Source organism: Pseudomonas shahriarae, from assembly GCF_014268455.2.
Lineage (GTDB): Bacteria > Pseudomonadota > Gammaproteobacteria > Pseudomonadales > Pseudomonadaceae > Aquipseudomonas > Aquipseudomonas shahriarae.
This window is the reverse complement of sequence record NZ_CP077085.1, coordinates 2289325-2302459: the sequence shown is the minus strand read 5'-3', so window position 1 is coordinate 2302459 and position 13135 is coordinate 2289325. Positions and strand designations below refer to the sequence as shown.

Annotated in this window: 1 protein-coding gene; it reads right to left on the bottom strand. The window is 65.5% G+C overall.

Features of this window, described 5'->3' with window-relative positions:
* Positions 1–133 precede the first annotated feature (133 nt).
* Complete coding sequence (locus HU773_RS10490; RefSeq protein ID WP_186625769.1) at positions 134–13078, bottom strand: non-ribosomal peptide synthetase; 12945 nt, start codon at positions 13076–13078, stop codon at positions 134–136.
* Positions 13079–13135 lie beyond the last annotated feature (57 nt).

Below are 13135 nucleotides of genomic sequence, written 5' to 3'. Positions count from 1 at the left end.
GCAGGCCCAAATCTGCAGGTATCTAGCCCCGGAAACAGGAGGTTTGCCTACTGTCAGAATTGACAGTTCGCACCCCAAAAATGTGCAAAACCGACCAATGGCGTGCCGCCTGTGTGGCGGCCCGTTCGCCGACTCAAAGCCCCTCCAGCTCCGCCATCAAATCGCTCAGGCGGTCCACCGTGCCGGCACTGATGTCACTGGCCGCCAAGCCCTCGATGTACGTCGCCAACTCCGCTACCGTGCTGCATTCGAACATCGCCCGCAGCGGCACATCCCGTTGCAGGCTCTTTTGCACCCGCGAGGCGATTTGCGTGGCCAGCAACGAATGCCCGCCCAGCTCGAAGAAGTTATCCAGCACGCCCACCTGCTCGACCTTCAGCACCTCGGCCCAGATTGTGGCCAGGGTCTGCTCCAGCTCGCTGCGCGGCGCCAGGTAATCCTGGCTGTGCAACTGACCGATCTCCAGAGCCGGCAAGGCCTTGCGGTCGAGCTTGCCGTTGGCATTCAACGGCAGGCGCTCCAGCCACAGCCAGTGCAACGGCACCATGTACTCCGGCAGTTCGCTGCGCAGGCGCTGCTTGATGCGGTCCAGGCGTTCGCCAGGGTTAAGGCTGGCATCGCTCGCCACCAGGTAACCCACCAAGTGCTTGCCATTCACGCCCTCCTGCACACCCACCGCCGCGTCGCGCACCTCGGGCTGCTCGTGCAGGCGCGCCTCGATTTCACCGAGTTCGATGCGGTAACCGCGGATCTTCACCTGATGGTCGATGCGCCCGACGTACTCCAGCACCCCATCGCTGCGCCGCCGCGCCAGGTCGCCGGTGCGATACAGGCGTTCTCCCGGCGCACCAAATGGATCCGCCACAAACACTTGCGCAGTACGCAGCGGGTCGCTGACGTACCCGCGCCCTACCCCGGTGCCCGCCACACACAACTCACCCACCGCCCCTTGCGGCACCAACTCCAGCGCGCCGTCGAGCAGATACAAACGGTTGTTGTCGGTCGGCGTGCCGATCGGCAGGTAGGTGCCACGGGTCGAGGCCAGGTCGACGCAAAAGAACGCCACGTCATCCGAGCATTCCGCCGGGCCATAGGCGTTGACCAGGCCGATATCCGGGTAACGCAGCAGCCATTGGTGCGCCAGCTCTGGCGGCATGGCCTCCCCCGTCGGCAGCATCCAGCGCAGGCCCTGCAGGCTGATACGCTCCTGGGCAAGCATGCCCTGGATCAGCGACGGCACGCTTTCCAGCACCGTGATGCCCTGGGCCTGGACATGGGCCAGCAGGCCCTGCGGATCATGGGCAATGGTGTTGGGCACAATGTCCACCCGTGCGCCAAACAACGGCGCGGCGAGGAATTGCCACACCGAAATATCGAAGCTTTGCGACGCGGTCTGGGCGATCACATCCTGCTCGCTCAACTGCAGGTACGGCACCTTGCTCAACTGGTTATTGAGCATGCCGCGCTGCTCGACCATCACGCCCTTGGGCAGCCCGGTGGAGCCGGAGGTGTAGATCACATAGGCGAGGTTGTCCGGGGCACTGTAGATCCCCGGATTGCTATCCGCGCCCGCCAACTCCTCCCACACCAGCAGCTTCGGCCGCGCGCCGCAGGCAAAGTCTTCGAGCAACACCTGCGCCTGTTCAAGGCAGGCTGCCGTGCACACCAGCAGCGGCGTGCGGCTCAGGTCGATGATCCGGCTCAGGCGCTGGGCCGGCAGGCCGGGATCCAGCGGCAAATAACCGGCACCGGCCTTGAAGCTGCCGATGATCATGCCCAGCAGTTCCAGGCCGCGCTCGGCCAGCAGCGCCACCGGCTGATCCAGGCCGACACCCGCCGCGACCAGGGCATGGCCCAGGCGGTTGCTGTGCTGGTTCAGCTCGGCATAGCTCCATTGCCGGTCCAGGCAACTGGCGGCAATGCGCTGCCCATGCTGCGCCACCTGCGCTTCAAACAGTTCAACGTAGCTGCTTTGCAGCGGGTAGTCGTGGGCGCTCTGGTTGCAAGCGTGCACCAGGAACTCACGCTCCTGCTCGCCAATCAGCGGCAGGTCGGCCATATCGCCATGGAAGCCCTGCACCAGCGCCAGCAGCAGGCGCTTGAACTCAGCAAGCATGCCCTGCACGGTGCTTTCATCGAAATAACGCTGGTCGTAGGACAGGTGCAGGCCCAGGTCATCCCCCGGGTAACACACGGCGGTCAGCGGGAAGTTGGTGTGGGTACGGCCCGAGTCCGAGGTGGCGTTCAGGCTTTGCGCACGGTCCAGTACCGAGACTTCCACCGGAGCGTTTTCAAATACAAACAGGCTGTCGAACAGCGGCTGGCCCTTGGGCAGTTCGCTGTGCTCCTGGATTGTCACCAGCGGCAGGTATTCGTACTCGCGCAGCTGCATATTGCTGTCGAGCAAGGCGCTCAACCACTGGCGCACGCTGCACGGCTGATCGTCCTCGGGCAACTTGACCCGCAGGGCGATGCTGTTGATAAACAGGCCGACCGTGCGCTGCATGTGCGGCATGTCCACCGGGCGCCCGGCCACCGTGACGCCGAACAACACGTCACGCTCGCCGCTCAAGCGCCGCAGCACCAAGGCCCACGCCGCCTGGGCGAAGGTATTGACGGTCAGTTGATAAGCCTGGGCCAGCTCGCGCAATTGCGCACCGTCACGGGCATCCAGACGGGTATAGCAATCCCCCACCACCATGCCGCCACTGTGGCCGGCGTGTTCACGCAGGAATGGCCGGTCGCTGGGGATCGGCGTGGTGCGCTCAAACCCTTGCAGGTTCTGCTGCCACCACTGCCGCGCCTCCGCCAGGTTCTGACGTTGCAGCCAGGCGATGTAATCGCGATAGCGTGGCGGCGCGGCCAGTTGTGCTTCTCGACCTTCACCCAGGGCGGTGTAGATATCGAAAAAATCATTCATCAACAACGAACGGCACCAGGCATCAATCAGGATGTGGTGGTTGCTCATCATGAACCAGTAGCGGGCCTCGCCGACGCGGATCAGGCGCAGGTGGAACGGCGCCTGATTGAGCAGATCGAAACCGGCCTCGCGCTCGCTTTTGAGCAGCGCTTGCAGGCGCGGCTCCTGTTGCTCGGCCGGGGTGCCGGTCCAGTCCAGGTATTCGATCGGCGTGCTGCCGGGCTTGTGGATCACCTGCAACATCGCTTCGCCGACGTTCCAGCAGAACGACGCACGCAAGGCTTCATGCCGGGCGATCACGGCTTTCCAGGCCAGGGCAAAGCGCTCGGGGTTGAGCTCGCTGTTGATGCGGTAGCGGTCCTGCATGTAATAGAGGCCGGTGCCCGGCTCCAGCAGGGTATGCAACAGCAGGCCTTCCTGCATGGGCGTCAGCGGATATACATCCTCGATGGCGCTGGCCGGCACCGGCAACGCGTCCAGTTGCACCTGGGTCAGGTGCGCCAGGGGGAAGTCGGACGGTGTCAGGCCGCCGGCATCATCGCGCAGGCAATGGGCGATCAGGCTCTGCAACTCGCCCAGGTAGGCCTCGGCCAGCTCGCTGATGGTCTGGTGGTCGTGGCGCTCGCGGCTGAAGGTCCAGCGCAGCAGCAGTTCGCCGCCGTACACCTGGCTGTCCACACTCAAGGCGTTGGGCAGTGGCGCATCCGGGTCATGGGCCGGGCCGGCAGACACGTCCAGCGGGTGGAACAGCGCCTGGCTGTCGAAGCTTTGGTCGAACTGCCCGAGGTAGTTGAAGGTAATCGAGGCGTTCGGCAACGCCGCCATGGCCTGGCGACAGGTACTGTCGGTCAGGTAGCGCAGCACGCCATAGCCCAGGCCTTTGTGCGGCACCGCGCGCAGTTGCTCCTTGATCGCCTTGATCGACGCGCCCTGGCCGCTGGCCTCCTCGATATCCAACGGGGTCAGGCGCAGCGGGTAAGCGCTGGTGAACCAACCGACACTGCGGGTCAGGTCGATCTCATCAAACAGGCTTTCGCGGCCGTGGCCTTCCAGCTGGATCAGGGTCGATGCGTGGCCGCTCCAACGGCACAGCACGCGGGCCAGTGCAGTCAGCAACAGGTCGTTGACCTGGGTGCGGTAGGCGCTCGGTGCCTGTTGCAGCAACTGCCGGGTGCGCTCGGCATCCAGGCGCACACTGACAGTCTCGGCGTCGCGGTTGCGCAGGCTGCCGTCCGCCCGGTCCACCGGCAGTTCAACCGGCGGGCCCGCCAACTGTTGCTGCCACAGGCTCAGTTCTTCACGCAGGGATTCGCTAGTGGCATAGGCCTGCAAACGCGCGGCCCAGTCGCGCAGGGCGCTGGTCTTGGCCGGCAGGCTGACGGCCTGGCCGTCGCTCAATTGGCGATAGACGTTTTGCAGGTCTTCGAGCAATACGCGCCAGGACACGCCATCCACCACCAGGTGATGGATGGCGATCAGCAAGCGTTGCTGGCCGAGCGGCCCGTCCACCAGCAAGGCGCGCAGCAGCGGGCCGCGCTCCAGGTCGAGGCTGCGCTGGGCATCGGCGAACAGCGCCTCGCACTGCGCCATATCCGCCACCTGGGCCAGCCACAACACGCCACCTTCCGGCACGGCCAGATGCTCGGCGTGCCATTGCGCGTCGCGCTGGGTGAAGCTCAGGCGCAAGGCGTCGTGGTGTTCCAGTACGGCCAGCAGCGCCTGTTCCAGGCGGTGCGGGTCCAGGGCCTGCACCGGCGCCAGTACCAAGGCCTGGTTCCAGTGCTGACGCGCCGGGATCTCACTGTCGAAGAACCAGTGCTGGATCGGCGTCATGCCCGAGGGGCCGGTCAACAGCCCTTGCTCGGCAGTGACCTGCTCACTGCACGTGGCCACTGCGGCCAGGGCCTGCACGGTCTGGTGCTGGAACAGGTCGCGGGGGCTGAAGTGAATCCCCGCCTGCCGCGCCCGGCTGACCACCTGGATCGACAGGATCGAGTCGCCACCCAGTTCGAAGAAGTTATCGTGCAGCCCGACCTGCTGCACATTGAGCACCGCACACCAGATCGCGGCCAGGCTCAGTTCCAGCGCATTGCTCGGCGCCACGTACTGCTGCCGATTGGCCTCGGGGTCCGGTTGCGGCAAGGCGCGGCGGTCGAGCTTGCCGTTGGCGGTCAGCGGCATGCTGTCGAGCACTATCAAGTGCGCCGGCACCATGTAGTCCGGCAGTTGCGCCTTGAGGTGGGTCTTGAGCGCCTCGCGCAAGGCGGCGTGATCGCGGGCATCGCTGACCAGGTACGCCGCCAGTTGCTTGCCACTCGGCGCATCCAGGGCCAGGACCACCGCTTCGCGGACCGCCTCATGCTCAAGCAGGCGGGTTTCGATCTCGCCCAGTTCGATACGGAAACCACGGATTTTCACCTGATGGTCGATCCGCCCCAGGTACTCCACCAGGCCATCGGCACGCTGGCGCACCAGGTCGCCGGTACGATAGAGCCGCCCGCCATCGGCATACGGGTCGGCCACAAAACGTTCGGCGGTCATGCCCGCACGCTGGTGATAACCCTGGGCCAGGCCGGCACCGCCCACGTACAGCTCGCCAGTCGCGCCTTGGGGCACCAGCGCCAGGTCGGCATCCAGAATATAGGCGACCCGCGCGCCGATGATGCTGCCGATCGGCACGCTGCCGGCGCCCTCCTCCAACACCTCAGGGGCCAGGCTGGCCAGGGGCATGACCACCGTTTCGGTCGGCCCATAGGCATTGAAGAACAGCGCCGGCTGGAACGCTGCGCGGATGCGCTGCAGGTGCTCGCCAGTCAGCGCCTCGCCGCCAGTGATGCACATACGCACCGGCAGGGTCTGGTTTTGCGTGGCCAGCCATTGCGCCAACTGGCTGCCATAGCTAGGGGTGAAGCCGAGGATATTGATCCGATGCTCACGGATCAGCCCGCAGATTTCTTCGGCATCCCATTGCCCCTGGGCGCGCAACACCACCTGCGCACCACTGAGCAGCGGCACCAGCAGGCGCTCGGTGGCGGCGTCGAAATTGATCGAATAGAAGTGCAGCTCGCAATCGTCGGGGCGCATGCCAAAGCGCTCGATCACCGCCTGGCAATGCATGGCGATTTCACCGTGGGACACCAACACCCCCTTGGGCTTGCCGGTGGAGCCGGAGGTGTAGATCAGGTACGCCTGATGCTGCGCCAGGCTGATCGCCGGCAGGTCACTGGCCGGGTAGTTGGCGAGCACCGGCAAGTCATCTTCCAGGCACCAGCAACTGACGCTGGCGGGTAACTCACCAAGGGCGTCGAACATCGCCGCATCGCTGAGCAACAGGCCGATGCCGCTGTCTTCGATCATGTAGTGCAGACGGTCCAGCGGGTATTCCGGGTCCAACGGCACATAGGCGCCACCGGCCTTGAGGATCGCCAGCAGGCCGATGACCATTTCCAGTGAGCGTGGCAGCGCCAGGCCGACCCGCACCTGTGGGCCCACCCCACGCTCGCGCAGCATCCAGGCCAGGCGGTTGGCGCGGCTGTCCAGCTCGCGGTAACTCAGGGTTTGCCCGGCGAAGGTCAGCGCGGGCGCATCCGCACGGGCCTGCACCTGGGCGCTGAACAGCGAATGGATGCACTGGTCGAGACGGTGCTCGCCGGCCTCGATACCGAGGCCGTCTTGCAGGGCGCGTTGCTCATGTGCCTGGAGCATCGCCAACTCGCTCAAGCGCTGTTGCGGATCGGCGATCAGCGCCTCCAGCAGGTTGCGCCAATGGGTGGCCATGCGCGCAATGCGCGGCTCGTCGAACAAGTCGGTGCTGTAGGTCAGGCAGCAACCCAGGCGATGATCGAGGTCGGTGACTTCCAGGTTGAGGTCGAACTTGGTGGCACGCGCATCGTTGGCCAGGTACTCGACGGTCATCCCGGCCAGCTGCCGGCTTTGCTGGAATTCCCAGCGCTGCACGTTGCACATCACCTGGAACAGCGGGTTATACGCAGCACTGCGCGGCGGCTGCAGGGCTTCCACCAAGTGGTCGAACGGCAGGTCCTGATGGGACTGGCCTTCGATTACGGTGTGGCGCACGTGCTCAAACAGCTCAGCAACGCGCATCTGCCCGTCGAGCTGGCAACGCAGCACCTGGGTGTTGAGGAACGCGCCGATCAGCCCTTCGCTTTCCGGGCGGATGCGGTTGGCCACCGGCGCACCGATGCGCAGGTCGGTCTGGCCGCTGTAGCGGTAGAGCAGCGTCGCCAGGGTCGCAGTCATGGTCATGAACAGGGTCAGGCCATGTTCGGCATTGAAGGCGCGCACCTTGGCGGCGAGTTCATCGCCAAGGTCAAAACGGTACAGCTCGCCCTGATGACTTTGCACCGCCGGGCGTGGCCGGTCGCTGGGCAATTCCAGCAGCGGATGCTCGTTGCCCAATTGCGTGGTCCAGTAGTCGAGCTGGCGCTGGCGTTCACCGGCCTCCAGCCATTGGCGCTGCCACACGCTGTAGTCCAGGTACTGCACCGGCAACGGTTCCAGGGGCGATTCGCGCTCGTCGATAAAGGCTTCGTACAGCGCGCTGAGTTCACGGGCAAAGATGTCCATGGCCCAGCCTTCGGTGACGATGTGGTGCAGGGTCAGCACCAGGTAGTGTTCCTGCTCGCCGGCCTTGACCAGACAGGCGTGCAGCAACGGTCCGGTTTCCAGGTTGAACGGGCGGTGGGCTTCCTGGTCGGCCAATTGCTGCACGCGCAGTTGGCGCTCGGCTTCGGTAAACGCCGAGAAATCCTGCCAGTTCATGCGCACGCTGCTTTGCGCGGCGACGTTCTGCCGGGCCACACCATCGACACTCGGGAAGGTGGTGCGCAGGGCTTCGTGGCGCATGATCAAGGCTTGCAACGCCGCCTCGAAACGCCCCACATCCAGCACCCCGCGCAAGCGCGCCATGCCACCGACGTTATAGGCCGGGCTGTCCGGCTCCATTTGCCAGAGGAACCACATGCGCTGCTGGGAATAGGACAGCGGCACCGGCTGGCGGCGATCCACCTTGCCGATCGCGCTCTGTTGGTTGCGTTGGCCGCTGGCCTGGATCAGGCGCACCTGTTCGGCAAACGCGCCCAGCTCACTGGCTTCGAACAAGGTACGCAGGGGCAGCTCCACATCACAGGCCTGGCGTGTGCGGGAGATAATTTGCGTGGCCAGCAGTGAATGGCCGCCAAGGGCGAAGAAGTCGTCGCGCAGGCCGACACGCGGCAGGCCCAGCACTGTGCGCCAGATCGCGGCGATCTGCTGTTCCAGGGCGGTGTGCGGCTCGACATGCTCACGCACCTGCCACACCGGCTCCGGCAAGGCGCGGCGGTCGACTTTGCCGCTGGGGCTCAGGGGCATGACGTCGAGGTGGATCAGTTGCGCCGGCACCATGTACTCCGGCAACTCGGCGGCCAGTGCGGCTTTCACGTCCAGCTCATCCAGCTCGCCGCTGGCCGTGTAGTAACCGATCAACTGCGCACCGCCGGCGGTCTCGCGAATCAACACCAGCGCCTGGGCGATGCCCTCCTGGGCCAGCAGCCGCGCCTGGATTTCTTCCGGCTCGACCCGAAACCCGCGCAGCTTGACCTGCTGATCCAGGCGCCCGAGGTACTCCAGCACGCCATCAGCCGTCCAGCGCACGCGGTCGCCGGTGCGGTACAAACGGGCGCCCGCCGCGCCCAGTGGGTCGGCGACAAAACGTTCGGCGGTCAGCCCGGCACGCCCCAGATAACCACGGGCCAGGCCAATCCCGCCGATGCACAGCTCACCCGGCACCCCTGCGGGCAGCAGGTTGAACTGCTCGTCCAGCACCCGGCAAAGCACGTTGCCCAACGGCCGGCCAATCGGCGAGCGCTCGCCGTCGGTGCGCTGACAGTGCCAATGGGTGACGTTGATTGCCGTTTCGGTCGGGCCATAACGGTTGTGCAACTGCACCGCCGGCAATTGCGCGAGGAGCCGATTGCGCAACTCGGCGGGCAAGGCTTCGCCCCCGGAAAACACCCGGCGCAGGCTGGTGCATTCGGCCGCCAGCGGTTCATCGACAAACAGCTGCAGTAGCGGCGGCACAAAATGCAGGGTGGTCACGCCATGCTCCTGCACCAACTGTGCAATGCGATGGGGGTCGCGATGCTCGCCGGGGCCGGCCAGTACCAGGCGGCAACCGCTGATCAGTGGCCAGAAACACTCCCACACCGACACGTCAAAACTGATCGGTGCCTTTTGCATCAGCACATCGCTTTCATCCAGCTGGTAAGTGGCCTGCATCCACTGCAAGCGCTCGGCCAGGGCGCCATGGGTATTACCCACGCCCTTGGGCTGGCCGGTGGAGCCGGAGGTGTAAATCACATAGGCGAGGTTGTCGGCATTCAAGTGCAGGCCCGGCGCCTGGGTCGGCCAGCTGTCAAGCTTGAGGCTGTCCATGGCGATCACCGAAACGCCCTCGGCCACCGGCAGCTGTTGCAGCAGATGGGTCTGGGTCAGCAACAATTGCACGCCACTGTCGGCCAGCATGTAGGCCAGGCGGTCGGCGGGATAGTCCGGGTCCAGTGGCACATAGGCGCCGCCGGCCTTGAGGATCGCCAGTAAGCCGATCAGCAGTTGCGGCGAACGCTCGGCGGCAATCGCCACGCACACGTCCGGGCCGACGCCTTTGTCGCGCAGGTAATGGGCCAGGCGGTTGGCCTGGGTGTGCAGTTGGGCGAAGGTCAGGCTGGCGCCCTGCCAGACCAGGGCGGTGCGCTCGTCGCTGTGTTGGTTGAGTTGTTCCGGCACCAGGCGCTGCGCCGGGGCGCACGGGGCCTCGCTCCAGTTGCATTGCTCGGTGTGCTCGTCGGCCTGCAGCAGCGCAAGGTCGCCCACCGCTTGGTGCGGTTGCGCACAGGCCGCTTGCAACAGGTTGATCAAATGCGTGGCCAGGCGCGCGATGGTGCTGGCGTCGAACAGCTCGTCAGCGTAGTCGAATGACAGGCTCAGGCGCCCGTTGCGGTCTTCTTCGCTGTGCAGTTGCAGGTCGAACTTGGCTTCGCGGCTGTGCCACGGCAGCTCTTCGGCCAGCAGGCCCGGCAGGCGGCGCAAGGCACTCAGGTCACGCTGCTGGTGGTTGAACATGACCTGGAACAGGCCTTGTTCCCGGGCTTGGGGGAAGGCTTCCAGCAGCTGTTCGAAGGGTAAGTCCTGATGGGCCTGGGCCTCGGTGGCGGCCAGGCGCGTCGCCGCCAGCAGCTCGCTGAAGGGCAGGCGCGCATCCACCTCGGCGCGCATCACCAGGGTATTGATAAAGAAGCCGATCAGGCCCTGGGTTTCGTGGCGTGTACGGTTGGCGTTGGGCACACCGATGCGGATATCGCGCTGGCCGCTGTAGCGGTACAGCAGGCTCTGGAACGCCGCCAGCAACAGCATGAACGGCGTGGCCTGGTGCGCTTGGGCGGTCTGGCGGATCGCTTCGCCCAGGCTGGCGTCCAGGCGCACGCTGTAGCGTGAAGCGCTGCGCCGTTGCTGGGCCGAGCGCGGGTGGTCGGTGGCCAGGCTCAAGATGGGATGTTCGTCACCCAGTTGCTGCTGCCAGTAGGCCAACTGGCGCTGGCCCTCGCCTGCGGCCAGCCATTGGCGCTGCCAACTGCCGTAGTCGGCGTACTGTACAGCCAGGGCCGGCAACTCGAGGCGCTGGCCCTGGGACGCAGCAGCGTAGAGGCGCGAGAACTCGTCGATCAATACAGTCAGCGACCAGCCATCGGCGATGATGTGGTGCAGGGTCACCAGCAACTGGTGATCTTCATCGTCCAGGCGCAACAGCGTGACCCACAACAACGGGCCTTGCTCCAGATCGAACTGGGTGCGTGCCTCGTCCTCGCGGATCTGCGCGGCGCGGGCTTCACGCTCGGCCAGCGGCAGGTCGCGCAGGTCGATGACTTGCACGGCAAACTCACGCTGTGCATCCACGCGCTGGTAGCCCTGGCCGTCGCGCTCATAGAACCGCGTACGCAGCGCTTCGTGGCGCTGGATCAGTTGCGCGAAGCTTGCGTGCAGCGCGTCTTCATCCAGCTCGCCGCGCAGGCGCAGGGCACCGGGGATGGTGTAGGCACTGCTCTGCGGGTCCAGTTGCCAGGTGATCCACAGGCGATTTTGCGCCAGGGATTGCGGCATATCCTGCTGGCGTGACAAAGCGCTGATTGCGCCCTGGGCCACGCCCCCGTCCGCCTGCAATTGGCCGACACTGGCGGCGAATTCGGCCAGCACCGGCGCCTCGAACAGCAGGCGCAGATTGAGTTCCAGGCCCAGGGTTTCGCGCAGGCGGGCAACCACTTGGGTGGCGCTGATGGAGTTGCCGCCGAGCAAGAAGAAGTGATCATCGCCAGCCACTTGCGCCACCTGCAACTGTTCGCACCAGATCGCGGCGATCTGCTGTTGCAGGTCTGACGCCAGTGCCCCATCGCCCGCCTGCGCGCGCTGATCGGGGAACTGCGCGTAGCTGTCGAGGCTGCCATCGGCCAGGCGGGTGCGGCAGGCCGAACGCTGGACCTTGCCACTGGAGGTTTTCGGCAACGCGCCGGGGTTGAGCAGCACCACCACGCAGGGCGCTTCTTGATAGGCCTCGGCCACTGCCTGGCGAATGGCTTTGATCAGGGCTTCCGGCGGCAGGATTTTCTGCACGCTGCGGCTGATTTCTGCGGCGATGCCGATGCCTTCCAGGCCCTGGTCATTCACCGCAAATGCCGCGACACGCCCCTTGCGCACCACTTCCACTTCGCGCTCGACGGTTTGCTCGATGTCCTGCGGGTACAGGTTGTGCCCGCGCACGATCAGCAGGTCTTTCAGGCGCCCGGTGATAAACACCTCGCCGTCGCGGATAAAGCCCAGGTCACCGGTGCGCAACCAGGTGCGACCGGCGTGCTGTACAAACGTCTTGGCGGTGGCTTCGGGGTTGCGCCAGTAGCCGTGGGCAATGCTCGGGCCGGTGGCCCAGATCTCGCCGACGCAGTTGTCGTCCAGCTCGGCGAGAGTCTGCGGCTCGACGATCAGCACCGCGTGCTCGGGCTGGCTCGTGCCACAGCTCATGATCGCGGTGCCCTGCCCTGGTTCGGCACGGTTGGCGGCCAGCGCCTGTTCGTCCAGGCGCAACGCCGGGATGCCCTGGCCACGGGTGCCGCCGGCGACAAACAGGGTCGCTTCGGCCAAGCCATAGGAGGCGAAGAAGTTGTTCGGGGTAAAACCGCACGGGGCGAACTTCTCGGCGAAGCGCTCCAGGGTGTCGAGACGGATCGGCTCGGAACCGGAATAGGCCACGCGCCAATGGCTCAGGTCCAGGCGCTCAAGGGCCGAGTCGCTGACCCGCTCGCTGCACAGGCGGTAGGCGAAGTCCGGGCCACCGCTGATGGTTCCGCGGTATTGGCTGATCGCTTCCAGCCAGCGCAACGGGCGGCCAAGGAAGTACGCTGGCGACATCAACACGCAGGGCACGCCGCTGAAGATCGGTTGCAACAGGCCGCCGATCAAACCCATGTCGTGGTACAGCGGCAGCCAGCTGACAATCACGTCATCGGGGTTGAGGTCGATGCCAAAGCCGCGACGGATCAGCAATTCGTTAGCCACCAGGTTGCCGTGGCTGACTTGCACACCTTTGGGCAAGGCGGTGGAGCCGGAGGTGTATTGCAGGAAGGCGATATCGTCGTCCTGCAGGTTTGGCGCGACCCAGCCGGCGGCGATTTCGCTGTGCAGTTCATCCACACAGAGCAAGGGCGGCGCTTGCTCGATCTGCCCCAGGGCGTCGCGCAAACCACTGCTGGTCAGCAACAGCTTGGGCTCGGCATCGGCGATGATCGACAGCAACCGCTCCTGGTGATGCCGGCGAGTAGACTCCGGCGGATAGGCCGGCACCGCGATCACCCCCGCGTACAGGCAGCCAAAGAACGCCGCGACATAATCCGGGCCGCTGGGGAACAGCAGCACCGCACGCTCACCTAGCCCGGCCGAGGCCTGCAAGGCGGCAGCGATGGTGCGGGCGCGCAGGTCCAGGTCACGGTAGCTGAGCACCACGGTCTCGGCGGCAGACTCAGCCAGAAAGCGCAGGGCCACCTGGTCCGGGGTCTGCGCGGCGCGGCGCTGGAGAGACTGGACCAGGGTGCGGGGAAGTTCGAAGGCGTCCATCATGAGGGGTTCCTGCCTGAAATCGGCTTACGGGGAAATCGGGGATAGAGGGCATGGGCG

What these genes read in the sequence shown, in the direction of transcription:
- HU773_RS10490 (WP_186625769.1), bottom strand. Translation starts at nt 13,078, where the DNA reads ATGATGGACGCCTTCGAACTTCCCCGCACCCTGGTCCAGTCTCTCCAG.